Annotated in this window: 22 protein-coding genes; 12 read left to right on the forward strand and 10 right to left on the reverse strand. The window is 73.1% G+C overall.

Features of this window, described 5'->3' with window-relative positions; all coding sequences use genetic code 11:
- Positions 1-18: 18 nt before the first annotated feature.
- Complete coding sequence (locus tag ACFFRH_RS02330) at positions 19-2,265, forward strand: hypothetical protein (RefSeq protein WP_386153721.1); 2,247 nt, start codon at positions 19-21, stop codon at positions 2,263-2,265.
- Between the two features lie 361 nt (positions 2,266-2,626).
- On the opposite strand, the gene ileS is transcribed toward ACFFRH_RS02330, so the two are convergent.
- Complete coding sequence (gene ileS / locus ACFFRH_RS02335; protein WP_386153724.1) at positions 2,627-5,785, reverse strand: isoleucine--tRNA ligase; 3,159 nt, start codon at positions 5,783-5,785, stop codon at positions 2,627-2,629.
- A gap of 482 nt (positions 5,786-6,267) precedes the next feature.
- On the opposite strand from ileS, the gene ACFFRH_RS02340 reads away from it, so the two are divergent.
- From ACFFRH_RS02340 to ACFFRH_RS02350, 3 genes are read left to right on the forward strand one after another with little or no spacing between them, the layout of a single operon-like run.
- Positions 6,268-6,687: a TraR/DksA family transcriptional regulator gene (locus ACFFRH_RS02340; protein ID WP_344744467.1), complete on the forward strand. Its 420-nt coding sequence runs from the start codon at positions 6,268-6,270 to the stop codon at positions 6,685-6,687.
- Complete coding sequence (locus ACFFRH_RS02345; RefSeq protein WP_344744466.1) at positions 6,651-7,307, forward strand: signal peptidase II; 657 nt, start codon at positions 6,651-6,653, stop codon at positions 7,305-7,307. Before ACFFRH_RS02340 ends, ACFFRH_RS02345 begins: the two co-directional genes overlap by 37 nt.
- On the forward strand, positions 7,300-8,229 hold the full coding sequence (locus ACFFRH_RS02350) for an RluA family pseudouridine synthase (RefSeq protein WP_344744465.1): 930 nt from the start codon (positions 7,300-7,302) through the stop codon (positions 8,227-8,229). Before ACFFRH_RS02345 ends, ACFFRH_RS02350 begins: the two co-directional genes overlap by 8 nt.
- A 94-nt stretch (positions 8,230-8,323) precedes the next feature.
- On the opposite strand, the gene ACFFRH_RS02355 is transcribed toward ACFFRH_RS02350, so the two are convergent.
- From ACFFRH_RS02355 to ACFFRH_RS02390, 8 genes are all read right to left on the reverse strand, one after another.
- Positions 8,324-9,949: a serine/threonine-protein kinase gene (locus ACFFRH_RS02355; protein WP_344744464.1), complete on the reverse strand. Its 1,626-nt coding sequence runs from the start codon at positions 9,947-9,949 to the stop codon at positions 8,324-8,326.
- A 43-nt stretch (positions 9,950-9,992) separates the two neighbouring features.
- Positions 9,993-11,369, reverse strand: a complete 1,377-nt coding sequence (locus ACFFRH_RS02360) for an acetyl-CoA carboxylase biotin carboxylase subunit (protein WP_386153730.1) — start codon at positions 11,367-11,369, stop codon at positions 9,993-9,995.
- On the reverse strand, positions 11,366-12,049 hold the full coding sequence (locus tag ACFFRH_RS02365; RefSeq protein WP_386153733.1) for an acetyl-CoA carboxylase biotin carboxyl carrier protein: 684 nt from the start codon (positions 12,047-12,049) through the stop codon (positions 11,366-11,368). The genes ACFFRH_RS02360 and ACFFRH_RS02365 overlap by 4 nt, the downstream gene beginning before the upstream one ends.
- The gene (locus tag ACFFRH_RS02370; protein WP_344744472.1) at positions 12,042-12,872 is read right to left on the reverse strand and encodes an acetyl-CoA carboxylase carboxyltransferase subunit alpha; all 831 of its coding nucleotides are present in this window, start codon (positions 12,870-12,872) and stop codon (positions 12,042-12,044) included. Before ACFFRH_RS02370 ends, ACFFRH_RS02365 begins: the two co-directional genes overlap by 8 nt.
- Positions 12,869-13,741: an acetyl-CoA carboxylase carboxyltransferase subunit beta gene (locus ACFFRH_RS02375; RefSeq protein ID WP_386153735.1), complete on the reverse strand. Its 873-nt coding sequence runs from the start codon at positions 13,739-13,741 to the stop codon at positions 12,869-12,871. Before ACFFRH_RS02375 ends, ACFFRH_RS02370 begins: the two co-directional genes overlap by 4 nt.
- Entirely contained in the window at positions 13,738-14,076 is a 339-nt protein-coding gene (locus tag ACFFRH_RS02380) for a TcmI family type II polyketide cyclase (RefSeq protein WP_344744459.1), read from the reverse strand. Before ACFFRH_RS02380 ends, ACFFRH_RS02375 begins: the two co-directional genes overlap by 4 nt.
- 390 nt (positions 14,077-14,466) lie before the next feature.
- Positions 14,467-15,141: a response regulator gene (locus ACFFRH_RS02385; protein ID WP_344744458.1), complete on the reverse strand. Its 675-nt coding sequence runs from the start codon at positions 15,139-15,141 to the stop codon at positions 14,467-14,469.
- Positions 15,120-15,971 carry a sensor histidine kinase gene (locus tag ACFFRH_RS02390; RefSeq protein ID WP_344744457.1) on the reverse strand — a complete coding sequence of 284 codons (852 nt, stop codon included), beginning with the start codon at positions 15,969-15,971 and terminating at the stop codon, positions 15,120-15,122. The genes ACFFRH_RS02385 and ACFFRH_RS02390 overlap by 22 nt, the downstream gene beginning before the upstream one ends.
- A 647-nt stretch (positions 15,972-16,618) precedes the next feature.
- Here ACFFRH_RS02390 and ACFFRH_RS02395 point away from each other — a divergent pair.
- From ACFFRH_RS02395 to ACFFRH_RS02430, 8 genes are read left to right on the forward strand one after another with little or no spacing between them, the layout of a single operon-like run.
- Positions 16,619-16,972, forward strand: coding sequence for a SchA/CurD-like domain-containing protein (locus tag ACFFRH_RS02395; protein WP_344744456.1), 354 nt, complete (start codon positions 16,619-16,621; stop codon positions 16,970-16,972).
- Positions 16,969-17,718, forward strand: a complete 750-nt coding sequence (locus ACFFRH_RS02400; protein ID WP_344744455.1) for an SDR family NAD(P)-dependent oxidoreductase — start codon at positions 16,969-16,971, stop codon at positions 17,716-17,718. The genes ACFFRH_RS02395 and ACFFRH_RS02400 overlap by 4 nt, the downstream gene beginning before the upstream one ends.
- A complete protein-coding gene (locus ACFFRH_RS02405; protein WP_344744454.1) occupies positions 17,715-18,248 on the forward strand; it encodes an antibiotic biosynthesis monooxygenase family protein in 534 nt (177 codons plus the stop codon). The genes ACFFRH_RS02400 and ACFFRH_RS02405 overlap by 4 nt, the downstream gene beginning before the upstream one ends.
- On the forward strand, positions 18,245-19,438 hold the full coding sequence (locus ACFFRH_RS02410) for an FAD-dependent monooxygenase (RefSeq protein ID WP_344744453.1): 1,194 nt from the start codon (positions 18,245-18,247) through the stop codon (positions 19,436-19,438). The genes ACFFRH_RS02405 and ACFFRH_RS02410 overlap by 4 nt, the downstream gene beginning before the upstream one ends.
- Complete coding sequence (locus ACFFRH_RS02415; RefSeq protein WP_386153743.1) at positions 19,435-20,787, forward strand: SAM-dependent methyltransferase; 1,353 nt, start codon at positions 19,435-19,437, stop codon at positions 20,785-20,787. Before ACFFRH_RS02410 ends, ACFFRH_RS02415 begins: the two co-directional genes overlap by 4 nt.
- Before the next feature lie 17 nt (positions 20,788-20,804).
- Entirely contained in the window at positions 20,805-21,641 is an 837-nt protein-coding gene (locus ACFFRH_RS02420) for a cupin domain-containing protein (RefSeq protein ID WP_386153746.1), read from the forward strand.
- Positions 21,638-22,900, forward strand: a complete 1,263-nt coding sequence (locus tag ACFFRH_RS02425; protein WP_344744448.1) for a beta-ketoacyl-[acyl-carrier-protein] synthase family protein — start codon at positions 21,638-21,640, stop codon at positions 22,898-22,900. The genes ACFFRH_RS02420 and ACFFRH_RS02425 overlap by 4 nt, the downstream gene beginning before the upstream one ends.
- The gene (locus tag ACFFRH_RS02430; protein ID WP_344744447.1) at positions 22,897-24,141 is read left to right on the forward strand and encodes a beta-ketoacyl synthase N-terminal-like domain-containing protein; all 1,245 of its coding nucleotides are present in this window, start codon (positions 22,897-22,899) and stop codon (positions 24,139-24,141) included. The genes ACFFRH_RS02425 and ACFFRH_RS02430 overlap by 4 nt, the downstream gene beginning before the upstream one ends.
- 132 nt (positions 24,142-24,273) lie before the next feature.
- Here the strand turns inward: ACFFRH_RS02430 and ACFFRH_RS02435 are convergent, their stop codons facing one another.
- Positions 24,274-26,457 (reverse strand): MMPL family transporter, encoded by a 2,184-nt coding sequence (locus tag ACFFRH_RS02435; protein WP_386153751.1) that lies wholly within the window; start codon positions 26,455-26,457, stop codon positions 24,274-24,276.
- Positions 26,458-26,474: the final 17 nt, after the last annotated feature.

The raw sequence follows: 26,474 nt of genomic DNA on the forward strand, positions 1-26,474 counted from the left end.
GCATCCGGGAGTCTCTCTGTGATCCTCATCAGCGCCGGTTTGGTACTCACGGCCATCGTCCTGCTCATCGCGGGGTTCGTGCTGGCCAAGCCATTTCTGGTCATTTGGTCGATCGCGGTCAGCATGCTGTCCGCAGTCTTCCTGGTGATCGGGGCGTTGCTGCGCCGCCACGAGTTGTTCCCCGGCGGGGGTGCCGGGGCCTCCGCGCCCCTTCCTCCGAAGGGACCGATGCCCGCCGGGCCACTCCCCGCGCCGCACGGCATGCCGGCCCGGCCGCACGGTGTGCCGGCCCAGATGCCGAACCAGCCGTCCGCGCCACAGCAGATGGTGGTGCGGCACGGGATGCAGCAGGTGCCCGCCGCTCCGACCCAGCCGCGACGCGGCCCGGTGGCCGCGCCGGCCACCGCCGCCGCGGCGAGGCGGGGCGCCCTGGACCCCGAGGCGATCGTGCTGGTCATCCCCGGCCGCAAGCGCTACCACGTCGCGGGATGCCGCCAGCTGGCCGGTAGGGAGCACGAGGAGCTCACCTACGAGGAGGCGCGGGAGGAGGGCTTCACGCCCTGCACCACGTGCCTGCCGGTCGACTCCACCTCCGGTGCCTCCGCAACCTCCGGAACCTTCGGAACCCAGACACGGGAGACCTCACCCGGGGCACGCGAGCCGGAAGCGTCGCCGAACGTCTCCCACGAGCCGGGCTCCCCCGGTGACGCCCGCGAGCCGGGCCCCCAGGAGGCCACCGCCCGCTTCACCGCCCCCTACCGCCCCGTGCGACCCCCCGCGCAGTCCGCGCAGTCCGCGGCCCCGTCCGGCGGGCAGCAGGCCCCCGGAGCGCGGCCCGAGTCCTCGCGGCCCGACTACCAGCGGCCCGAACCTCAGCGGTCGGAGTCCCAGCGGCGCGAGTCCCAGCGGCCCGGGGCCGAGACCTCGCAGACCAGGGCTGAGTCTCCGGTGCCCCCAGCGTCTCCGGTGTCCTCGGCGTCTCCGACTTCTCCGGCCGCCGGACGCGACGCCGCACCCGCCACCGGGCCGGAAGTCTCCGGGGCCGGGCGCGAGAGCACCGAGTCCCGCCAGGAGGCCCGGCGCTCCCCGCAGGAGCAGGAGGACCGCCGGTCCCCGCAGGAGCCCGTCGTCCCGGTCGCCCGGCCCTACGTCCAGTCTCCCGAGTCGCAGGCGCGGCCCCAGGAGCCCGCAGGCTCCTCGACCCGCCCGAAGGAGCAGCCGGCGCGCCCCGCGGAGCAGCCGCCCCGCCCGGCCGCGATCCAGCTGCCGCGGATCCCCGAGATCCCGCACGCCGCGTCCGAGGCCACCAGCTGGTTCAGCCGCGACGTGGTCGCGCGGGCGTCCGGGCAGGAGAGCACGGAGACCTCCGCCGGGCCCGCGGACACCGCCGCGCAGGCCGGGGCCAAGGCCGCGAAGCCCGGCCCGGCCCGGTCCGCCGAGAGCGGGCCCAGCGCCTCTGGCTCCTCGGGGACGTCCGCTGAAGCCGCCTCCGCGAGCCGGGCCGAGGCGCCAGGGACTTCCGGGGCCACCGAGCCAGAGACCTCCGGGGCCGTGCCCGCGAAGCCCGGGGCCACCGAACCCGAGCCCGCCGAGGCCGAGCCGACCAGGCCCGCCAACCCCCGTCCGGCCACGAAGACGGAGACGGCGAAGGCCGAGCCCGCCAGGAGCGGACCGGCCAAGACGGGCTCCGCCACCACTGAGCGCCCCGACGGGAAGGCCCCCGCCGAGGCCGTGTCCGCGGGCGGTACCTCCTCCACGGAGGCGGAGGCCGCCACGAAGGTGGAGACCACGACCGCCGCCGGGCGGGACGCCTCCCCGGATCCCTCGGGTCCCGGGCGGGAGGCCACCGCCGGGGGCGGCACCCCCGAGCCGGTGGAGCCGGCCGAGACCGCACCCGGGCGCGCCGGGCGGCAGGTAGCGGCCGACTCCACCTCCGCGAAGCCCGAGCCCAAGGCCGCGGTGGCGGAGGAACCCGCCACCGGTTCCTCCCCCGACGGCCGTGACGCCCCCGACGACCGTGACGCCCCCGATGGCCGTGGCGACGACACCTCGCCCGCCGGGCCGCGTCCCGAGCCCCAGGGGCGGGAGGCGGACGGCGAGACGGTCACGGTCATCGTCGGCGCCCGACGCTTCCACGACTCCGACTGCCCCCTGGTCAAGGGCGCCAGCATAGGCGGCAGCGGCATCGAGACCATGTCCCGGGCCGAGGCCGAGAAGGCCGGTCTGAGCAACTGCCCGATCTGCCGGATCGACCGCCGTACGTGAGCTGACCGCGCCGGGCCGGCCACCTTCGGGTCACCCGGGCATCGGGCCGGTCATCGTCGTGAACCAGGAGTCGCGGGCAGGAGCCGTGAGCCGTGACCAGGAGTCGCGGGCCGGGAATCCTGAACCAGGACGGCCGGGGTCCCGGGGACGAACAATCCCCGGGACCCCGGCCGTGTCCGATCTCGTGCCCTTCCCAGGCCGCTCCGAACAGGTCTGACCAGGCGGACCTGACCGAACAGGTCTGACTGATCGGGCCTGACCGAACAGGTCTGACTGATCGGGCCTGACCGAACAGGTCTGACTGATCGGGCCTGACCGAACGGGCCGACCGGTCTCGACGGTCAGACCCGTCCGGGGCAGGTCAGACCGTCGCCGTCGTGCGGCGGAGCTGGAAGGTCAGGCCCAGCTCGGCGTCGCTGTGGGCGGGGAGGTCGTCGGCGCCGCCCTCGGTGAGGGAGACCGCGAGGACCTCGTCGGCCACCGACTGTCCCTGGGTCCGCAGGGCCTCGGCCAGGTCGGCGTCGCCGGTGGACCACCACACGTCGATCCGGTCGGTGATCGACAGTCCGGTGGACTTGCGGGTGTCCTGGAGCAGGCGGATGACGTCGCGGATCAGGCCCGAGCGGCGCAGTTCGTCGGTGATGGTGAGGTCGAGGGCGACGGTCTCACCGGCGCCGGCCTCCACCGCCCACCCGGACCTGGGCTGCTCGGTGACGATCACGTCGTCGGCGCCGAGCTCCACGGTGCCCAGCTCTCCCGCCTCCACCGAGACCGGCGAGCCGGTGCGGAGCGCGCGGGCGAGCTCGGCGGGGTCGGCGGCGGTGACGGCCGAGGCGACCAGCTTGGTCCGCGAGCCGAACCGCCTGCCCAGCGCCCGGAAGTTGGGCTTCACGGTGAAGGACACCAGGTCGGCCCCGATCCCGGACAGGTCCTCCAGGTCCTTCACGTTGAGCTCGTCGGCGATGAGCTCGCGCAGCTCCGGGGAGAGCGCGGCCCAGCCGGGGGCGCCGACCAGGGCGCGGCCGAGCGGCTGGCGGGTCTTGACCCCGCTGGAGGCGCGGGCCGAGCGGCCCAGCTCCACCAGGCGGCGGACCAGCGCCATCCGCTCGGACAGTTCCGGGTCCAGCAGCTCGCCGTTGACCTCGGGCCAGGTGGCCAGGTGGACCGAGGAGGGGGCGCCGGTGTCGCGGAGGACGTCCCACACGTAGTCGGTGGTGAACGGCACCACCGGTGCCATCAGCCGGGTGACGGTCTCCAGGCACTCGTACAGCGTGGCGAACGCGGCGGGGTCGCCGGTCCAGAAGCGGCGCCGGGAGCGGCGCACGTACCAGTTGGACAGGTCGTCGAGGAACTCGGCGAGGCGCCGTCCGACGCGGGCGGTGTCGAAGACGTCCAGCGACGCGGTGACCTCGGCCACGGTCCGGTGCAGCTCGGCGAGGGCCCACCGGTCGATCAGCGGGCGCTCGTCGTACGCGGGCGCCTCGGAGAGCCGGGACGGCGACCAGGACTCGGTGTTGGCGTACAGGGTGAAGAACGACGTGGTGTTCCAGTAGGTGAGCAGGACCTTGCGGACGATCTCCTCCAGGGCGCCGTGTCCCACCCTGCGGGCCGCCCACGGCGAGCCGGAGCAGGCCATGTACCAGCGCAGCGCGTCGGCGCCGTGCTGGTCCATCAGAGGCATCGGCTTGAGCACGTTGCCCAGGTGCTTGCTCATCTTGCGGCCGTCCTCGGCCAGGATGAGGCCGAGGCAGAGCACGTTCTCGTACGAGGACCTGCCGAAGACGAGCGTGCCGACCGCCATCAGCGAGTAGAACCAGCCGCGGGTCTGGTCGGTGGCCTCGCAGATGAACTGCGCGGGGTAGGCCTTCTCCAGCATCTCCTCGTTCAGGTACGGGGCACCCCACTGGGCGAACGGCATCGAGCCCGAGTCGTACCAGGCGTCGATCACGTCGGGCACCCGGCGCGCCTCGTTGCCGCAGGTGGGGCAGGGTAGCGTGACGTCGTCCACGTAGGGGCGGTGCGGGTCGAGCGCGGAGACGTCCTGGCCGGACAGGCGGCCCAGCTCGTCCAGCGAGCCGACGCAGGTGACGTGGGACTCGTCGGCCGTGCACACCCACAGGGGCAGCGGGGTGCCCCAGTAGCGCGAGCGCGACAGCGACCAGTCGACGTTGTTGCGCAGCCACTCGCCGAACCGGCCCCACTTGATCGTCTCGGGGTACCAGCTGGTCTTCTCGTTCTCGGCGAGGAGCTGGTCCTTGATCGCGGTGGTGCGGATGTACCAGGCGGGGAGGGCGTAGTAGAGCAGCGCGGTGTGGCAGCGCCAGCAGTGCGGGTAGCTGTGCTCGAAGTGGCTGCCCCGGTAGAGCAGGCCGCGCTCGCGCAGGTCGGCGGTGAGCCCCTCGTCGGCGTCCTTGAAGAACTGCCCGCCGACCTGGGGCACGCTGTCGAGGAACCGGCCGTCGGGGCCGATCGGGTTGACCACGGGCAGCCCGTACCGCTTGCAGGTCGTCATGTCGTCGGCGCCGAAGGCGGGCGCCTGGTGGACCAGGCCGGTGCCGTCCTCGGTGGTGACGTAGTAGCCGAGCACCACGTAGTGCGCGCCGGGGATGTCGACCAGCTCGAACGGGCGCGTGTAGGCGGTGTGCTCCAGGTCGGCGCCCTGGAAGGCGGCCAGCACCTCGGCGCCCTCGCCCAGCGCGGCGGCGAGCAGCGGCTCGGCCACCACCAGGACCTCGTCGGACCCGGCTGGGCGGGCCGCGACGTAGGTCACGTCGGGGTGGACGGCCACGGCGGTGTTGGAGACCAGGGTCCACGGCGTGGTGGTCCAGATCAGCAGCGAGGCGCCGAGGTCGGCGAGCGGCCCCGAGGTCGCGGGCATGCGGACGTAGACCGACGGGCTGGTGACGGTCTCGTAGCCGCCCGGCTGGCCCAGCTCGTGGTCGGACAGGCCGGTGCCGCAGCGGGGGCAGTACGGGGTGATGCGGAAGTCGCGGGTCAGCAGGTCCTTGTCGAAGATGACCTTGAGCGACCACCAGACGGACTCCACGTAGGCCGGGTCCATCGTGCGGTAGGCCTGGGACAGGTCGATCCAGTACCCCATCCGCTCGGTCATCTCCTCGAAGGCGTCCACGTGCTTCAGCACGGACTCGCGGCACCTGTCGTTGAACTCGGCGATGCCGTACGCCTCGATCTCCTTCTTGCCGGAGAGGCCGAGTTCCTTCTCGACGGCGACCTCGACGGGCAGCCCGTGGCAGTCCCAGCCCGCCTTGCGGGGCACGTTGAAGCCGCGCATCGACTTGTAGCGGGGGAAGAGGTCCTTGAAGACGCGGGCCTCGACGTGGTGGACGCCGGGCATGCCGTTGGCGGTGGGCGGACCCTCGTAGAAGACCCAGTTGGGACCGCCGGCGTTCTGCTCGACCGAGCGCTCGAAGACCTTGCCGTCCCGCCAGCGGTCGAGAACCTCGTGCTCAAGCGCGGGAAGATCGACCTGCGCAGGCAGAGAACGGAAATAGGCGGACATGATGGGCTGGAACCTCCACGCTGGAAACGGCTGTGGCGTGGAGGGACGAGGCCGTCGGGCCCCGCGGTACCACCCTCCTTGACCTTCGCGAGAACGCGGAAGGCCCTCTTCCTTCGGTCTGCTGCCGGGTCTACTGGGCCGCCGCGGGCCTCTGGCGGGTCGTCGCGGCCGTTCTTCCGGCGGCTCCGGGGTGATCGTGCCTTCGCGCCTCGCCCCGGGCTCGCACCGTCCCCGGGTCGCTCGTGCGAGGTGATGCGGAGGTTGCTGTCCCCATCAACGCCTTGCAGGCTCACACGATAACGCACCCGCCCCCCGGAAGCTTCCCCGTATTGAGGTCTGCTGGGCGGAATCAGGGGGAAGCGACCGGATGTTACGGGAGTGGTAAAGATTGCGGCGGGTCGTTTGCCGTTCTGTTATGGGAGACCTAAGCTGCCCGCACCGTTTACCACATTGGAGACGGTCCATCGAGCAAGGAGGCCGCCATGGCCGCGACCGTGCGCGCAGACAACAGCCCGGTGGCGCCGTCCCAGGACGGCGCCGTCGTCACCTGGTCGGCCGAGGAGCTCAAGGAGGTCCGCGGGCAGCTGACCGCGGAGATCCACGAGCTCACCGCGGAGATCGCGAAGGCCGAGACGGAGATCGCGTCCAGCGACGTCACCGACGGTGCGGGAGACGATCAGGCCGACGCCGGAGCCCGGACGTATGAACGTGAGCGCGAAATCGCCCTTACCCTGAACTCGCGCGACCTGGTCGCGCAGAACGAGCGAGCGATCGCCCGGATCGACGCGGGGACCTACGGAGTGTGCGAATCGTGCCATCAGCCGATCGGAAAGGAGCGCCTGCAGGCGTTTCCGAGGGCGACGCTGTGCGTGGCCTGCAAGCAGCGGGAGGAGCGCCGCTGACCGGCGACACCGAGGAGGGGGCGGTTCCGGCCGCCCCGCTCCCGAGGCGGCGGCGGATCGCCGTGCTCGCGACGATCGTCCCCATCGTCTACGCCCTCGACCTCGCCACGAAGACGCTCGTGCTGAGGACCCTGGAGGGCAGGGAACCGCTCGTGGTCATCCCGGACCTCCTCCAGTTCCGGGTGATCTTCAACTCGGGGGCCGCCTTCAGTCTCGGCACCGGGATGACGATCGTCTTCACCTGTGTCGCGGCCGCCGTCGTGGTGGCGATCCTGCGCACCGCGCGCAACCTGCGCAGCCTGCCCTGGGCGATCACGCTGAGCCTGCTGCTCGGCGGGGCGCTCGGCAACCTCACCGACCGGATCTTCCGCTGGCCCTCGGGCTTCGGTCCCGGCAGGCCCTCCCCGCTCCAGGGGCACGTGGTCGACTTCATCGAGACCTTCCCCGGCCACTTCCCGGTCTGGAACATCGCCGACTCGGCGATCGTCTGCGGCGGCATCCTCGCCGTCCTCCTCGCCTGGCGGGGCTACCAGATCGACGGCACGCGCGACACGGGAGCCGCGAAGACCACGCGGGACACGAAGAGCACACAGGAAACGAAGGAGAACAGCGATGGCTGACCGGCGAAGCCTCCCCGTCCCCGACGGGCTGGAGGGCGAGCGCCTCGACGCCGCCCTGTCACGCCTGTTCGGCCTCTCCCGCACGCGCGCGGCCGAGCTGATCGTCGCCGGCGACGTGCTGGTGGACGGCTCGACCGCGATCAAGTCCGACCGGGTCCACGGCGGCGCGTGGCTGGAGGTCACCCTCCCGCCGCCGCCCACCACGCCGATGCCGGTGGCCGAGCCGGTGCCCGGCATGCACATCGTGTACGAGGACGACGACATCGTCGTCGTCAACAAGCCCATCGGCGTGGCCGCCCACCCGACCACCGGCTGGACCGGGCCCACCGTGATCGGCGGCCTGCTGGGCACCGGCCACCGGGTGGCCACCAGCGGCGCGGCCGAGCGCCAGGGCATCGTGCACCGGCTGGACGCCAACACCACCGGCGCGATGGTCGTCGCCAAGAGCGAGCACGCCTACTCCCACCTGAAGCGGGCCTTCAAGGAGCGTACGGTCGACAAGCGCTACCACGCGCTGGTCCAGGGCCACCCCGACCCGCACCGCGGCACCGTGGACGCGCCGATCGACCGCCACCCCGTCGGGGACGGCCGCTGGGCGGTCGTGGCCGGGGGCAAGGACTCGGTCACCCACTACGACACGATCGAGGCGTTCCGCGCGGCGTCGCTGCTGGACATCAAGCTGGAGACGGGCCGCACCCACCAGATCCGGGTCCACATGTCGGCGCTGCGCCACCCGTGCGTGGGCGACATGCTGTACGGGGCCGACCCCACCCTGGCCGCGCGCCTGGGGGTGAGCCGGCAGTGGCTGCACGCGGTCTCGCTGGCCTTCGAGCATCCCTCCACCGGCGAGTGGGTCTCCTTCAGCACCGCCTACCCCGACGATCTGGCCCGCGCCCTGGAGATCGTCGCCGCCGAGTCCTAGCGCGGTCCGCCGCTCACCGGGTTCGGCCGGCTTCGTCGCGCGTGCTCGGGCTTTCCCCGGTCCCGTCGCCGGTCGTCCCCTCGTCGTGGTCGGTTCAGCCGGTCGCCCCGGCCCTCACGGGCCTCGCCCCGGCCTCCGTCCCGGCCTTCGCCGCCTCGCCCCCGGCGTTCGTGTCGGGCGCGACCGCCCCGGCGCCGGGATCGACCTGGTCGGGAGAGTCGCCCTGCTGCCCCTCACCCGGCGCGTCGTCCTGGCCCGAGCCCTCGTCGCCCCCGCCACCGCCGCTGCCCCCGTCGCCCGGGCCCTCGTCCGGTCCCTGGTCGGCGGGGTCCTCCTCCGGCTTCTCCGGGGGCGCCTGTGACGGTTCGCCCGTCGGCTTGGACGAGGGCTTGCCCGTAGGCCTGTCCTGCGGCGCGGGGTCGCCGTTCCCCGGCCTCTCCGGGGCCGGGCGCTCCGAGGTCCCGCCCCCGCCGTCGCGCGTGGGGTCGTTCCGCGCGGGCACCTTCGCCTGCTCGGGGTCACCCGAACGCTTCTCCTCGGGCGCCACGCTCGACGAGGTCGGCGGTTCCTTCGGACCCTGGGACGAGGGGTTGGCGGCGACCCACGCCAGCCCTCCCGCGGTCACGGCGACGGCGAGCGCCGTCGCGACCAGCGCGGCCATCGCCGGGCGCCGCCTCGGGGAGGCGAAGGCCGGGTCCGGCTCGGACTCGGGGCCGGACCAGGTCGCCGCGGGCGGCAGGGGCGGTACGGCCCCGGCCGGAGTGGTGGGAGCGCCCTCCGGGATCGCGGCGGCCACGGGGACCACCGGGGACGGCCCGGTCGGCCGCCCGCCCCGCGCCTCGGCCGGAGGCTCGACGGGCAGTTCCGCGGGCATCTCGATGGGCATGGTCGCCTGCGGCACGGTCCCGTTCACCAGCGAGGTCAGCTGGATCTGCACCTCGCGGGCGGACATGCGCCGCGCGGGATCCTTGTGGAGCAGGCCGTAGATCACCGGGGCGAGCGGTCCGGCGAACCGCATCGGTGACGGCTCCTGGTGCATGACGGCGCTGAGCGTCGCCAGCGGGTGGGCCCGCTCGAAGGGGGAGCGGCCCTCGACGGCCACGTAGAGCGTCACGCCGAGCGACCACAGGTCGGAGGCGAACTCGGCCGGCCCGCCGCTCGCCCGCTCCGGCGCGATGAACGCCGGGGTGCCGATGAGCGAACCGGTCCTGGTGATCGACGAGTCGCCCTCCAGGACGGCGATGCCGAAATCGGTGAGCACGGCCCGCCCGTCCGCGGCGATCAGCACGTTGTCCGGCTTCACGTCGCGGTGCAGGACGCCCGCGTGGTGGGCGGCGAGCAGCGCGCCCAGCACCTCCAGCCCGATCCGCGCCACCCGCATCGGCGGCAGCGGCCCGTCCTCCCTGATCACCGCTCCGAGCGTGCGGGAGTCGACCAGCTGCATGACGATCCAGGGACGCCCGTACTCCTCGATCACGTCGTAGACCGTCGCCACCCCCGGGTGCCCGATCCGGCCGGCGGCACGGGCCTCCCTGAGGGTCCGTACGGTGAAGACCTCGCGTTCGGGACCGGTGAGGTCGGGGGAGGGGATGACCTCCTTCACCGCGACCTCGCGGCCCAGCACTTCGTCGCGCGCTCTCCAGACCGTTCCCATGCCTCCTCGGCCGATGCGTTCGAGCAGGCGGTAGCGGGCTCCGATGATCCCCTGAGAATCGGTCATGTGGTGGCGAGTACCCCGGATTCACGTTGACATTCGGGATAGTTTACGCAGACCAGCGCATGGTCTCCTCTTTGATCATGAAACTCTCCACGAATCCGGTGCTGTGCTCACCCGCGGCGAACCGCGGCTGGGCGAGCAGTTCGCGCAGCAGCGGGATGGTGGTGGCCACCCCGGGCCCCTCCACGGCGAACTCGGCGAGCGCGCGGTCGGCCCTGGCGACGGCCTCCTGCCGGGTGGGCGCCCAGACGACCAGTTTCGCGATCATCGAGTCGTAGTCCGGAGGTATCGCGTCGCCCTGGGCGAACCCGGAGTCGACCCGCACGCCGGGCCCGCCGGGCGGGCGGAAGACCGCCAGGCGTCCGGGGGCGGGGCGGAACCCCGCCGCCGGATCCTCGGCGTTCACCCGGCACTCGATGGCCGCGCCGGTGAGGCGGACCTGCTCCTGGGTGAAGGACAGGCGCTCGCCCGCCGCCACCCGGATCTGCTCCCTGACCAGGTCGACGCCGGTGAGCATCTCGGTGACCGGGTGCTCGACCTGGATGCGGGCGTTGATCTCCATGAAGGTCGCCTCCCCGCCCGGGCCGACCAGGAACTCCATCGTCCCCGCGCCGGTGTAGCCGACATGCCGCGCCCCGGCCACCGCGTACTCGCCGAGCCGCCTACGTACCTCCTCGGGCAGCGCGGGGGAGGGCGCCTCCTCGACGAGCTTCTGGTTGCGCCGCTGCAGCGAGCAGTCGCGCTCTCCCAGGTGGACGACGGTCCCGGCGGAGTCTCCCAGCAGCTGCACCTCCACGTGGCGGGCCACGGGTACGAACCGCTCGATGTAGACGTCGCCGTTGCCGAACATCTGCCGGGCGAACGCGGTGGTGCGCCGGTAGACGTCGCGCAGCGCGGCCCGGTCGCGCGCCACCTCGATGCCCCGCCCGCCGCCGCCCGCGGCGGCCTTCACGATGACCGGGTAGCCGATCTCGGCGCCGATCCGCTCGGCCTCGGCCGCCGAGGGTACGGCGCCGTCGCTGCCGGGCAGGACGGGAAGCCCGGCCTCGGCCATCAGGGAACGCACCCGCGCCTTGTCGCCGACGCACTCCATGACCTCGGGGGAGGGCCCGATGAAGGTGATGCCGTTGTCCGCGCAGATCCTGGCGAAGTCGGCGTCCTCCGACAGGAAGCCGTAGCCCGGGTGGATCGCCTCCGCCCCGGTCTGCAGGGCCGCCTCGATGACGGCGGGCACGCAGAGGTAGCTGCGCCGGGCCGGGGGCGGGCCGATGTGGACGGCCCGGTCGGCGTAGGCCGTGAACCGGGCGTCCCGGTCGGCGGTGGAGTACACGGCGACGGTCTCGATGCCCATCTCGCGGCAGGTCCTGGCCACGCGCAGCGCGATCTCGCCCCGGTTGGCGATGAGTATCCTCGTGAAGCTCATGCGTCGTCCGTCCGTATCCGTACCAGGACCTGCCCGTACTCCACCGGCTCGCCGTCGCCGGCGACCACCTCGACGACCTCGCCCGCCTGTCCGGCGACGACCGGGTTCATCAGCTTCATGGCCTCGACGATGCCGATCGTCTGACCGGCGTCCACCCGGTCGCCCGGCTGCACGAAGGGTGGCGCCCCCGGCTCGGCGGCGACGTAGAAGGTGCCGACCAGGGGAGCGGTCACCGCGTGCGACGAGGAGTGCTCCCGGGCCGCGCCGAGGGGGGCGGTCTCCGCCGGTCGCGCGGCCTGCCCGGTGGCGGCCTGTCCGGTGGCGGTCTGCCAGGCGGCGGTCTGTCCGGTGGTGGTCCGCTCGCCGACGACCTGCTCGGGGGCGGCCACGGTGACGGGCCACGGAGGCGAGGGGGCGGACGGGGGTGGCGCGGCGGGCTGCGGGAAGGCCCAGGTCACCTCCAGGGCGCACTCGCCCATGCGCAGGGAGATGGCCGCCACCGGGCCGGGAACGGTCTTGACGAGGTTGCCGACCTCCTCGCGCAGCAGCCGCATCGCCGCGTGCGCGTCCTCCCCGGAGGCCGCTCTCCCGGCGGTCTCGGAGGCCGGTCTCCCGGTGGTCTCCGGGGTCGCTTTTCCGGTGGTCTCGGGGGCCGGTCTCCCGGAGGTCCGCTCATCCACCTTCGATCACTCCCAACCCGCGGAACCTCTCGTGGCGATGCTTGCGCAGCTCGTCGCCGCTCAGCCCGGACAGCTCGCGCAGCGACTCCAGGACGGCCGCCTTGAGCGCGTCCATCGCCGCCGCCGGATCCTCCTGCGCCCCGCCCGGCGGCTCGGGTACGACCCCGTCGACGACGCCGAGCCGCAGCAGTTCCGGCGCGGTGATCCGCAGGGACTCGGCCAGCTCGGGAGCGTGCGAGGGGTCGCCGTACAGGATCGTCGAGCAGCTCTCCGGGCTGATCACCGAGTAGACGGCGTGGCGCAGCATCAGCACCCGGTTGGCCACCGCGAGGGCCAGCGCCCCGCCGCTGCCGCCCTCGCCGACGACGGTCGCGACCACCGGTACCGACAGCTCCGACATTCCGGCGAGGCACTCGGCGATCGCCCACGACTGGCCGCGCTCCTCGGCCCCGACCCCCGGGGCGGCGCCCTGGGTGTCGACGAGGGTCACCACCGGCAGGCCGAGCCGGTCGGCCAGCCGCATCAGCCGCAGCGCCTTGCGGTAACCCTCGGGGTGGGCGAGGCCGAAGTTCCTGGCGACCAGTTCCCCGGTGTCGTGGCCCTTCTGGTGGCCGATGACCATCACGGGCGTCCCGTCGATCAGGCCGGGGCCGCCGACGATCGCCGGATCGTCGCCGTGGGTACGGTCCCCGTGGAGCTCCACGAAGTCCGAGCACAGGTGCCAGATGTAGTCGAGGGCGGTCGGGCGCCGGGTGTCGCGGGCCAGCCGCACGGTCTCCTGGGCGGTCAGCCCGCTGGACAGCCCGCCCGGATCGCGGATCACCGCCGGAGGCCCGCAGGGAGGGGCTCCTGGGCGTGCCCGTCCCCGGCCCGGCAGGTCGTGGACAGCAGCCGGGCGAGCAGGGGGCGCAGGCCGTCGCGGGGTTCGACCCGGTCGAGCATGCCGCGCCCGGCGAGATACTCGGCGCTCTGGAAACCCCGGGGGAGACTCTCCCGGGTCGCCGAGGCGATGACGCGCGGCCCGGCGAAGCCGACGAGCGCGCCGCGCTCGGCGATCAGCACGTCCCCGAGGGTGGCGAACGAGGCGGTGACCCCGCCGAAGGTGGGGTCGGTCAGCACACAGACGCTGAGCACGCCCGCGCGCCGCAGCCGCCGCATCGCCTGGGCGGTCTTGCCCATCTGCATCAGGGACAGGCCGCCCTCCTGCATGCGGGCGCCGCCGGAGGCGACGGCGAGGACCAGCGGGACGCGCTCGTCCAGCGCCCGCTCGCAGGCGCGGGTGACGGCCTCGCCGACGGCCGAGCCCATGCTGCCGCCGAGGAAGGAGAAGTCCATGACGGCGACGGCCACGCGATGGCCGCCGACGGTGGCGGTGCCGTGGAGGACGGCGTCGTCCAGGCCGGTGCGCCCGCGCGCCCGCGCCAGGCGCTCGGTGTAGGGCCGGGAGTCGGTGAAGCCCAGCGGGTCGCCGCCGCGCACCTGCGAGGCGGCGGCGCGGAAGGAGCCGTCGTCCACCAGGGTGCGCAGCCGCTCGACGGCGTTCAGCCGGTGGTGGTGGCCGCACTCGGGGCAGACGCGCTGCGCACGGGCCAGGCGAGGGGCGTACACGATGGCGGCGCAGCCTGGGCAGCGCGCCCACGGTACGGGCACGCCGGCCGGTGCGGCGGGTGAGGCGGCGGGTGAGGTCGTCACAGGGCGCGCTCCTCGGGAGTCCAGTGGTAGAACCGCCGCGCCATCGCGTCGGCGGGGCCGCGCCAGGTGTCCGGGTCGTACGGCCTGACGTGCGGGTCGAGGTCCGCGCTCAGCCGCAGGAAGTCCTCCCGCTCGCGGGCGAGGGCCATCGCCTCGGCGGCGGAGCCCTCGAACTCGACGTGGTGGAGGTAGAGGTCCCGGTAGAGGAACAGGTCGCGACGCGTCACCCCGAGCGCGCGGGGCAGCTCGCCCGCGTCGGACTCGCCGAAGAGGCGGGAGACCTCGCCGGAACCGCCGGGACTGAGGCGGGCGACGATCAGGATCTGGTCGGGCACGGGCACTCCTCGGTGGCCGGTCGGTCGGGTCCGTCCCACCGTAGGAACCCCTCCCGGCCGGTGTCGCCCGCCGCCGGCGTGAACCCTGGCCTCCTCCGGGGAGGGGACCGTCTCCTTCCCGGAGGGGAGCCGGGGTGCGTTCGTGAGGCTCCGGGAGCACCCGCCCGCCATCGCGAAGTCCTGCGGGAAGCCCTGCGGGAAGTCCTGCGGGGGGGCGGGCCGCGTTCGTGGGACTCCGGGGGCGGTCCGCCTTCGCGAAGGCCCGGAGGGGAGTCCGCCCGCTGTCGCGAAGCCGCGGCGGGAGCCTGCCCGCTCTCGCGGAGGCGGGCGGACGTGAGGCGGCCGCCCCCCCCGCGAGGGAGACGGCCGCCTTCGCGCGCCGGAGTCGCGTCAGCCCCGGGGGGTGGCCGCGACCAGGCCGTTCTCGTACGCGAAGATCACGATCTGCACCCGGTCGCGCACGCCGAGCTTCTGGTAGAGGTGCTGGACGTGTGACTTGATCGTGCTGTCGCCGAGCACGAGCGCGCGTGCGATCTCGTCGTTGCCGTAGCCTCGTACGAGCAGCTGGAACACCTCGCGTTCCCGCTCGGTGAGCTGGTCGAGCACGGCGGTCGGCGCGGCCGAGAGCACCGGGCGCCTGGCGAACTCGTCGATGAGCTTGCGCGTCACCGAGGGCGACAGCAGGGCGTCGCCCTCGGCGGCCTCGCGCACGGCGTCCACCAGCCGTTCGGTGGGCGTGTGCTTGAGGATGAAGCCGCTCGCCCCGCTGCGCAGCGCCTCGAAGACGTGCTCGTCCTGGTCGTAGATGGTCAGGATGACGACCTTCGCGGGATAGTCGGCACCCAGCTTGCAGATCTCCCTGGTGGCGGTGATGCCGTCCATGCGCGGCATGTTGATGTCCATCAGCACGACGTCCGGGCGGAGTGTCTTGACCGACTGCACCGCCTGCACCCCGTGCCGTGCCTCGCCGACCACCACGATGTCCGGCACCCCGTCGAAGACGGCGTGCAGACCGCTGCGGATCAGCGGCTGGTCGTCGGCGATCAGGACGCGGATCTTCCGCATGGCTCGTCCTCTCTGAAGATGGCGGGAGTCACCGGGATGACGGCCCGGGTGACGAACCCGCCCCCGGTCAGCGGTCCTGACTCCAGGTGGCCTCCCTGCTCGGCGACGCGCTCCGACAGGCCCCGCAGCCCCGTGCCGCCGCCCTGCCTGCGGGGAAGGGGCATGGCCACCGTCATCACACCGGGGGAGCGCGTCTCGTTCACCACCGAGACGCTCAGCTTCTCGCCGAAGCAGACCTCCAGGTGGACCGGGCCGGTGTTGTGCTTGAGCGCGTTCGTCAGGGCCTCCTGGGCGACGCGGAACGCCGTCCTGGCGACCTCGGGCGGTACGTGGCGTTCGGCGGCGACGTTGCGCAGCCGTACGGCCAGGTCGGGGAAGGGAAAGCGCCCGGCGAGCTCGGTCAGCCTGGCCGACAGGAGCGCGCCGTCGTGGCGTCGCGGCTCCTCCCGCGGGGGGAGGTCACGCCGCCCTCCCGGGGGAGGTGGGTCGTGCCGCAGGTCGGTCAGGGTCCTTCGCAGGTCGGCCAGGGTCGCCTGGGCCGTCTCCTCGATGATCTGGGCCACGTGGCCACCCGTCGCGGGTGAGCCGGTCAGCCGCCGGGCCTGGAGGGCGATCACGGTCAGGCCGTGGCCCACCCCGTCGTGCAGGTCGCGGGCGATCCGGCGCCGTTCGCGCAGTGCGGCGGCGTTCTCGCTCCTGGCCAGTATGGACTTGGTGTGCCGGCGGGTGCCGAGTGTGGACGACGTGACGGCCAGAAGCGCCGCCACCGTCGAGCACAGCAGGTCGGTCCAGCTCAGCTCCGAGACGAGATAGCCGAGGAAGGTGCTCATCGAACCCACCCCGTTGGGGTCCGCTGAGATCGGCTACTCGTTGAACATGAGAGGTGCTTGCATCCTTGGGTTGTTTTGCCCCGTCGTTCCCCCATGAAAGGTGAGCGTAGTCAGAAAAAGTGACTATATCAAGCAAATCATATGGGCTGTCACAGACTTCATTAAGATTCTATTCTTTGGCCATTGAGGGCGTCTACCGGGGCCCTGCCGAATCCCTTCCTTTCGCACGTCGCGGGACCTGAGGGCCTCCTGGCGGCGTGTATCACCGGTGCCGGTGCCGTCCGGCCGTTCTATGGGTTTTCACAGGGGTGGCTCAGGAATCCCTAAGGAGTAACGGGATAAATCGTATTATCTGCGAACGCTCGATGTGCGGTGACATTCATGAACGGCGGCGTCCGCAATTCCTTTCGGCGAGGGTTTCCGTCAACCGTAGAGCAAATGGTTGCTTGGTCTCGTGCGGTTCCGCGCCGCGCGGCCGGCGGCGGGGTGGCTCCGGTGAGGAGCGGCGGGCTCCCGCCCGAGGCGGAGACGACCCCACCGCCGGGGGAGCGCAGGTCGGGCCGCACGGCGGAAGACAGCCCGCTCCCTCACGAACAGGCTGGTCGCAGAAGGCGGCGGACGGCCGCCCCCGACCCCAGGGAAGCCCGATGCAGCGCTACGCGATCACCTTCCAGATCAGGCCCGGTGCGGAGGCGGCGGTGAGGGAACTGCTGTCGAGCTACGCTCCCCCCGAGTGGGAGACCCCCGACGGAACCCGGCTGCTGAGCACCTCGATCTTCATGAAGGGCACCACGGTCATCCGGGTCATCGAGATCGACGGCAACCTGCCGAGCGTGATGGCCCACCTGTCCAGGCAGCCGGGCATCCAGAGGCTGGAGCGCGAGCTGGACCGCTACCTCGCGGTCCCCCGCGACATGGGCAGTCCCGATGGAGCGCGGTCCTTCTTCCTGTCCTCCCTGATGGACCACGTGACCACCCGGGTCGCGGAGCCGGTCCGATGACCGCCCCCGTCCTCGTCGTCACCGGAGCCACCGGGAGGCTCGCCGAGGCCGTGGTCGAGTTGCTCGGCGCGCGGGGGGACCGGCTGCTGCTCACCGGCCGCGACAAGGACCGCCTCGCCGCGCTGGAGCGGCGGTACGGCGTCGCCGGGCGCGTCGAGACGCTGGCCACGGACGTCTCCGACCCCGAGGGCGCCCGCCTGGCCGCCGAGGAGGCGGTCGGGCGCTTCGGCCGGCTCGACGGGCTGGTCCACATGGTCGGCGGCTTCCTGGCCGGGCCGCTGTTCCTGACGGACACCGGCGCCTACGAGCGGATGCTGCGCGACAACTTCCTGTCGGCCGTCACCGCCACCCAGGCGGTCCTGCCGCACCTGGCCGAGGGCGCGCGGCTGGTCTACTTCAGCACCCCGCTCGCCGACGAGCCGCTGCCCGCCCTGTCGGCGTACGCCGCGGCGAAGGCGGCCCTCGCCGCCTGGGTCCGCTCCGTCGCGCACGAGGTGAAGCGGAGCGGCATCCACGCCAACACGGTCGTCATGACCATGGCCGACACCCCGGACAAGCGCCGGGAACGCCCGGGGATGAACTTCGACCACACCGTCACCCCCGACCTGGTCGCCAGGGTCGTGGCCTTCCTGACCAGCGAGGCCGCGGACGGCCTGTACGGGAGCCGCGTACCGGTGCTGGGCAGGTTCGAGTTCACGTCCGAACTCGGCGGCGGGCCGCCGCCCGGCGTGGGAGGCCCCCGGTGAGGGCCAGGATCGTCTTCCTGGTCAGGGTGCCCGCCGAGCGCCGGGAGGACTTCCTCGCCGCCTACGAGAGGATCCGGTACCAGGTCTCCGGCGGCGTACCCGGGCACCTCGGCGACCAGGTCTGCCAGTCGGCCACCGACCCCGAGCAGTGGCTGATCACCAGCGAGTGGCGCCGGCTGGCCGACTTCCTCGCCTGGGAGGCGGGCGAGGAGCACCGCGAGCTCGTCCGGCCGATGCGGGAGTGCATGACCGAGGCCCGCTCCCTGCGCTTCCTGATCCGGGAGGAGACGGTGGCGACGACGACGGTAGAGACGACGACGACGGCGACGGTAGAGACGACCGAGACGACGGAGACGACCGAGACGGAGGCGGGCGCGCCGGTCGGGGAGGAAGCGTCATCCGGGGAGGATGCGCCCTCAAAGGGGGGAGCGTCCTCGGGGGACGAAACATCCTCAGAGGATAAAGCAAGCATCTCACCCGAAGTGGAGGTGGAGCCCGCCGCGGCGGCCGTCGCGCGGGGACCCGCGTGAGGGTGGTCGTCGTCGGGGGCGGCATCGGCGGGCTGACCGCGGCGCTGGCGCTGCGGGCCGCGGGAGCCGAGGTCAGCGTGCACGAACGTGCCCCCGGGCTACACGCGGCGCAGGCGGGACACGGGCTGGTGCTCTGGCACAACGCCGTGCTCGCGCTGCGCGAGCTCGGGCTGGAGCCCGGGGTCCGCGAGATCGGTCACGAGCTGCACCGGCACCTGTTCAGGGACGCGCGCGGCCGCCGGATCGCGGAGTGGTCCATGGCGCGCATGGCCGGCCCCCTCGGCGCACCCGTCCACGGCGTCAGCCGCCCCGAACTGCACGCCCTCCTCGCCGGCCGGGTGGGGGACGACCTCGTGACGGGCTCCCGGTTCACCGGCCTCACCGTGACGGGTGAGCGTGTCGTCGCCCGGTTCGGCGACGGACGCGAGGAACGGGCGGACCTGCTCGTCGGCGCGGACGGGCTGCGCTCGGCCGTACGCGCCGCGCTGCTCCCCGGCGACCCGCCGCCCCGCTACGCCGGGTTCACCGCCTTCCAGGGAGTGATCCGGCTGCCGGGTTCCGGAGTGCCCGAGCACACCTTCCTCAGCACGTGGGGCCGCGGCCGGTGGTTCGTCTGCTACCGGCTCGGCGGCGACCACGTCTACTGGGACGGGGTGCTCGGCGACCGGGTCGTCCCGAGGCTCGGGGTGAGCGCCCTCGACATGCTGGCCGAGGAGTTCGCCGGCTGGCCCGACCCGATCCCCGGCCTGATCGCGGCCACCGGGGAGGGTGACGTCACCCCGGTGCACGTCTTCGACCGGCCCCCGCTGCGGAGCTGGAGCCACGGCCCGGTGACGCTGCTGGGGGACGCGGCCCACCCCATGACGTTCAACCTCGGCCAGGGCGCGGGCCAGGCGATCGAGGACGCCCTCGTGCTGGCCGAGGAGCTCACCGGCGGCGACGTGCCGCGGGCACTGGCCGGCTACGAGGCCCGCCGGGTGGACCGCACCACCCGGATGGTCCGGCGGTCGCGGGCCAACGGCGAGCTCACCCGCTGGCGGCACCCGGTCGCCTGCGCGGCACGCGACGCGTTCATGCGCCTCACCTTCGACCGGCTGGTCTACCGCGAGACCTACCGGCTCACCATGGCCACCGGCTTCACCGGCTTCACGGACTTCACCGGCCTCACCGGAGACAGGAGCGAGGAATGACCCGACCCGCCGGAGAACCCGGCCCGCCCACCGGCGTGAGCCGCACCGCGGTGGTGATCGCCCAGGCCAGGGAGGCCGAGAGCGCGCGGCCCGACCGGCTCTTCGACGACCCGCTGGCGGGTCCGCTCGCCGACGCCGCGGGTCGGATCACCGGGATCAGCGAGGCGGGCCGCCGCGCCGGGGAGCACTTCGTCCTGCGCACCCGCTTCTTCGACGACCGGCTGCGCGAGGCCGTGGCGGCGGGACCGCGGCAGGTGGTCCTGCTCGCCGCGGGCCTGGACACCCGCGCGTTCCGGCTCGACTGGCCCGAGGGCACCCGCCTGTTCGAGGTCGACCTGCCTGACCTGATCTCCTTCAAGGAGAAGGCACTGGCCGACCGGGGGGCCCGGCCCGCCTGCGACCGTACGGTCGTCCCCGCCGACCTGCGTGAGGACTGGGCGTCGCCGCTGCTCGCCGCGGGTCTCGACCCGGACGAGCCGATCGCCTGGCTGATCGAGGGCGTGCTGATGTACCTCACGCCTCAGGACGGCGCACGTGTCCTCGGCCGGGTCTCCGAGCTGTCGCCCCCCGGCAGCAGGCTCGCCGTCGAGCACGTCAACCGGGCGTACGCCGAGCTGCCGCAGATGCGTCCCGCCATGAGCAGGCTCACCTCCACCCGGGCCGCCTGGCGGTCCGCCGTGGAGGACCCGCAGGCGTGGCTCGCCGGGTACGGCTGGCGCGCCTCGGTGACCCGCCAGGCCGACCTCGCCCGGGAGCTGGGCCGTCCCGTCCCCGCGATGGCGGACCCGCGGGTGGTCGGCCGGGCCCGGATCTGGCTCGTCGACGCCCTGCGCGACGACAGCCGCCACCCGTGGACGCCGGGCCGGGCCTCCCCCGACACCGGCGGGCACCTCCACGACACCGACCCGCCTCCCAAAGACATCCACCCGCGCTTCCGCGACACCGGCCCGCACTCCAAAGACATCCACCCGCACCTCAGAGACACCGACCCGCCTCCCAAAGACACCGACCCGCACCTCGGAGACACCGCGCCGCACCTCCGTGACACCGGCCCGCACTCCAGAGAGTCCGGAGAGACCGACCGACGACAGGAAACGACGACGATGCCATTCACCGACGAGAACGTGCGCGAACTGCTGATCGCCGTGGGCCTGGACCCCGCCACCGGGGACGACGTCCTGGAGCTCAGCTTCGACGAGCTGGACCTCGACTCGCTGGCCCGGGTGGAGATCGCCACCCGGATCCAGGACCGGTTCGGCGTGGACGTGGAGGAACAGCTGACGGCCGAGGCCACGCCGTCCCTGATGAGAGAACTCGTGACCGAGCGGCTCGCCGCGACCGGCGCCTGAGGGGGAGAACGCACATCATGATCGGACACACCGACAACGCGATCGAGATCGACGCGCCCATCGGATTCGTCTGGGACCAGACCAACGACGTCCAGACCTGGCCGGAGCTCTTCTCCGAGTACGCCAAGGTGGAGGTTCTCGCCGAGTCGGACGACTCGGTGACCTTCCGGCTCACCATGCACCCCGACGAGCAGGACCGCGTCTGGTCCTGGGTCTCGGAGCGCTCCTGGGACCGCGACACCTGGACGGTCCGGGCGCGGCGGGTGGAGACCGGGCCGTTCGAGTTCATGAACATCACCTGGGTCTACGAGGAGCTCGGCCCCGACCGCACCCGCATGCGCTGGGTGCAGGACTTCCGCATGAGGCCCGGGGCCCCGGTCGACACCCGGGGGATGACCGAGCGGATCAACGCCGGCTCCGCGACCCAGATGTCGCTGATCAAGGAGAAGGTGGAGCGGCGCCGCCGCCGCGTCGTGGGCTTCCACGACGTGCCGTCCAACACCAGGCGCGGCGGCGACCTGCGCACCCTGGTCTCCCCGGCGACCTGCGGTTCCTCGTCGGGTTTCTGCGGGGCCGTGCGGCTGGCGCCGGGTGAGGGGGTCTCCGAGCACTACCACCCCTACTCAGAGGAGTACGTGTTCGTCGCCACCGGGACGCTCAGGGTGGACCTCGACGGCGAGCCGCTCACCGTCGGCGCCGAGCAGGCGCTGCTCGTCCCCCGCCACGTCAGGCACCGTCTCACCAACGTCGGCGAGGACGACGTGCTCGTGGTCTTCCAGCTCAGCCCGCTCGCCCCGAGGCCCGAACTCGGGCACGTGGACACCGAGCCCTACCCCGGGAAGGTGGGAACGTGAGACGGGTCGTCGTCACCGGCATCGGGGTGATCGCCCCGGGCGGGGTGGGCCGGGAGGAGTTCTGGAACCGGATCGTGGACGGCAAACCGGCCGTCCGCCGGATCACCGCCTTCGACCCGTCCCCGTTCCGCTCCCAGATCGCGGCCGAGGTCGACTTCGACCCGGCCGCCCACGGGCTCACCCCGCGCGAGGTCCGGCGGATGGACCGCTTCACCCAGCTCGCCGTCGCCTGCGCCGACGAGGCAGTGGCCGACTCCGGCCTCGACCTCGGCACGGCCGATCCCGAGCGGGCCGGGATCAGCCTCGGCTCGGCGGTGGGGGCCACCATCACCCTGGAGGAGGAGTACGTGGTCGCCAGCGACCGCGGCAGGGACTGGGAGGTGGACCACCGCCACCTCAGGCCGTTCCTCTACCAGGCGCTGGTGCCCTCCAGCGCGGCGGCCGAGCTCGCGGTCCGGTTCGGCGTGAACGGCCCTGCCGCCGTCGTCTCGACCGGCTGCACCTCCGGCATCGACGCGATCGGCCGGGCCTACCGGCTCATCCAGGACGGCGAGGCGGACATGATGATCACGGGGGCGTCGGACGCGCCGATCTCCCCGATCACCGTGGCGTGCTTCGACGCGATCCGCGCCACCAGCCCGAGCAACGGCGAGCCCGAGGCGGCCTCGCGGCCCTTCGACGCCGGACGCAAGGGCTTCGTCCTCGGAGAGGGAGCGGCGGTGCTGGTGGTGGAGGAGCTGGAGCACGCCCGCAGGCGCGGCGCCCGCGTCTACTGCGAGGTCACCGGCTACGCCGCGCGGGCCAACGGTTACCACATGACCGGGTTGCGGCCCGACGGCCACGAGCTGGGCGAGGCCATCCGCGACGCGCTCGGCCAGGCCGCGCTCAACCCCGGGGACATCGGCTACGTCAGCGCCCACGGGTCGGGGACCAAGCAGAACGACCTGCACGAGACGTCCGCCTACAAGCGCAGCCTCGGCGACCACGCCCGGCGGGTGCCGATCAGCTCGATCAAGTCGGTGATCGGCCACTCGCTCGGCGCGATCGGCTCGATCGAGATGGCCGCCTGCGCCCTGGTGCTGCAGCGGGGCGTGGTCCCGCCCACGGCCAACCTGACCGTTCCCGACCCCGAGTGCGACCTGGACTACACGCCCCTGGTCGCACGCGAGGTGTCCGCCAGGCACGCGCTCTCGGCGGGCAGCGGCTTCGGCGGCTTCCAGTCCGCGATGATCTTCTCCGAGCCGGGGGCGAGCCGATGAGCGACCGTAGAGCCGTGATCACCGGGAACCGTAGAGCCGTGATCACCGGGATCGGTGTGGTCGCCCCGACGGGGATCGGCGTGGCCGAGCACTGGGAGGAGTCCCTGACCGGGCGGAGCCGGATCGGCCCGGTGACGTCGTTCGACGCCACCGGGGCGCCGATCGGGCTGGCGGGGGAGGTCACCGGCTTCGACGAGCGCGAGTTCGTCGACAGCAAGCTGCTGGTGCAGACCGACCGGTGGACCTGGTTCGCCCTCGCCGCCACCGGGCTCGCCTTCGCCGACGCCGCCCTCGATCCCGCGAGGGAGGACCCGTTCGACCTGTCGGTGGTGACCGCGGGGGCCTCGGGGGGCAACGCCTTCGGGCAGCGGGAGATCCAGGCGCTGTGGAGCAAGGGCCCGCGGGCGGTGAGCGCCTACCAGTCCATCGGCTGGTTCTACGCCGCCAGCAGTGGCCAGCTGTCCATCAGGCACCAGCTCAAGGGCGCCTGCGGGGTGCTGGTCGCGGACGCGGCCGGGGCGATCGACGCGCTGGCCGAGGCGGCCCGGCTGATCCGCCGGGGCACCGAGGTCGTCGTGACCGGCGGCACCGAGGCGCCGCTGTCGCCGTACGCGCTGGCCTGCCAGGCAGGTGAGGCGACGGCCGGCCGCGGGAGCGATCCGGCCACGGCCTACCGGCCCTTCGCTCCCGACGCGGGCGGCCACGTCCCCGGCGAGGGTGGCGCGATGCTCGTCGTGGAGGACCGGCACAGCGCCCTCGGCCGGTGCGCCCCGACGGTCTACGCCGAGATCGCCGGGACCGCCTCCACCCACGACGCCCACCACGTGAGCGACCCGGCCCCCGGTCACCGGCAGTACGCCAGGGCCATGCGCGAGGCGATCGCCCGCGCCGGGCTCGGCCCCGACGACGTCGGGGTGGTCTTCGCCGACGGTGCCGGCGACCCGGTCAGGGACGCCCAGGAGGTGGCCGCGCTGCGGGAGGTGTTCGGTGGTCGCCGCGTGCCGGTCACGGTGCCCAAGACGATGACCGGCCGCCTGTGTTCCGGCGGCGCGGCCCTCGACGTCGCGTGGGCGGCCCTGTCGCTGGCCGGCGGGATGATCCCGCCGACCGTCGGCACCGCCGCCGTCGAGGACGTGGACCTGGTCACCGAGGCGAGGCCCGTGGACGGGCTGTCGGCCGCGCTGGTCGTGGCCCGCGGCTCCGGTGGCTTCAACTCCGCGGCCCTGCTGACCGCCGTCTGACGGCAAGGGAAGGCCGTCTGACGGTCCGGGAAGACCGTCCGATGGTTCGGTGAGGAGAACGCGAACGGCCACCGCCTCCCCGAGGCGGTGGCCGTCTCGCCGTCCGCGGAACCCCGGACCGGTTCCGGGACCCTAGACCGGTTCCGGGATCCTGACCGGCTCGGGGTTCTCCCCTCTCAGCGGTGAGGGCTCCACCCGCAGGAGCCGCGCGGTCCAGACGGGCAGCCACCAGTTCCAACGGCCCATCATCGCGACCACCGCCGGGACCAGGACGCCGCGGATCAGGGTGGCGTCCAGGAGGATGCCCAGGGCGAGGCCGCTGGCGAACACCTTCACGTCCAGCTCGGGGGTCATGGCCAGCGCGGCGAAGGAGACGAACAGGATCAGCGCCGCCGAGGTGACCAGCCGCCCGGTGCGGCCCACGCCCTCGATCACCGCGTGCTCCGTGCTGCCCGACCTGTCGTACTCCTCACGCATCCTGGCGAGGATGAACACCTCGTAGTCCATGCTCAGGCCGTACAGGAAGGCGAAGATGGTGAGCGGCACGAACTCGCCGATCGAGCCGGTGGGCTGGATGTCCAGCAGTTCCCTGGTCCCCCAGCCGAACTGCCACAGCAGCACCATCGCGCCGATCACCGCGCCCAGCGAGAGCAGGTTGAGGGCGATCGCCTTCAGCGGCAGCAGCAGCGAGCGGAACGCCCGCGCCAGCATGACGAACGTGACCAGCGCGATCAGGCCGAGCATCCAGGGGAACGCCCCGTAGGTGCGCTCCTGGAAGTCCATGCTCTGCGCCGCGTTGCCGCCGACCCGCGCGCCGGCCGGTGCCGCCTCGCGCACCCGGGTGATGGTCGCCTCGCCCTCCACGGTGCCGTTCTCCGCTGCCGGGAGCACGGTGACGACGGCGGTGCCGTCGCGGCGCCAGGACGGGCCGTCGGGGGCGAGCACCGCCGACACGCCCTCCACGCCCCGCAACCTCTCGGCGGTCCGGGCGGGGTCGCCGGTCACCAGGACGTCGAACGGGGTGATCGAGCCGGCCGGGACGCCCGCCCGGCGCAGCGCGGACAGCCCCTCGTGGCCGGACCCGGAGGTCAGCAGGTTCCTGCTCTCCGGCAGGCCGAGGTTGACGCCCAGGGCGGTCACCGTCAGCGCGACCAGCACGCCGCCGGTGAGCAGGGCGGCGGGCCATCGCAGCCGCACCACGCCGCGCGCCCACGCCGACCAGGCCCGCCCGGCCCGCGCCTCGCGCCGGAAGGGGGGCTCGGCCCGGCCGTCGCGGGCGCGCCTGCGGTCGAGGCGCCGCCCGGTGAGGGCGAGCAGCACCGGCAGCACGGTCAGCGTCGTGGCCACGCTCACCGCCGCGATGATCATCCCGGCGAGGCCGAGGCTGCGCAGGAACGGCACCGGCAGCACCACCATGGTCACCAGGCCGATCGCGACCGCGACCCCGCTGAACAGCACCGCCCGCCCCGCGCCCGCCATGGCCCGGTGCACGGCCTCGTCGCCGCGGTGCCCGCCCGCCCGTTCCTCCCGCCAGCGGGCCACCAGCAGCAGCGAGTAGTCGACCGCGATGCCCAGGCCCAGCAGGGGCATGGTGGTGAGGGCCACGTCGTGCACGGTCATCACCAGCGTCAGCAGCAGGATCACGATGAACGACACGAAGATGGACAGGACCGCGATGAGGAGCGGCACGAAGGCGAGCGCCGAGCGGAACACCAGCAGCAGGACGAGCACCGCGGCGACCACCCCGATGCCGATCTTGGCGGGCACGTCCACGCCGCCCGCGTCCACGCTCGGCGCGAGGGTGTCCAGCCCCGTGACGTGGACGCTCGCGCCCGGCGGCAGCGCCGGGGTCATCGCCTCGACGATGACCGGGCTCTCGTTGGGCGTCTCGCCGAGGCCGCCGCCCGGCGGGCTGCCGTCGGAGTAGGTGCCGGGGAAGACCAGCCCGAACGTGGTCCGGCCGTCGGTGCCGATCAGCCGGGGGTCGCCGGTGCTCGCGTACGAGACCACGCGGGCCTCGGGAAGCCTGGCGGAGACGGCGGCGAAGGCGCGCCCGAGAGCCGCCTTCTGCTCGTCGGCCCGCATTCCCTCAGGAAGCACGACGACAGGGACGAACGGCCGCTGGTAGCCGCCATTCCCATAAATTCTGACAATTTCCCGATTGGCCTCGAAAGCGGGCATTCCCGGATGTGAGTATTCCTCGGAGAGCCGCTGAATCGCGAACGGCGTCGCGCCCATACCCACCAGGAATCCCAGCACGGCCAGCAGGGCGACGAGCCCTTTGCGTCGCAGTACGAAAACCGAGATTCTCTCCATGCCGTCCAGTGCAACAA

Origin of the sequence: Streptosporangium vulgare, from assembly GCF_042428775.1 — a bacterium.
GTDB classification, from domain to species: domain Bacteria; phylum Actinomycetota; class Actinomycetes; order Streptosporangiales; family Streptosporangiaceae; genus Streptosporangium; species Streptosporangium vulgare.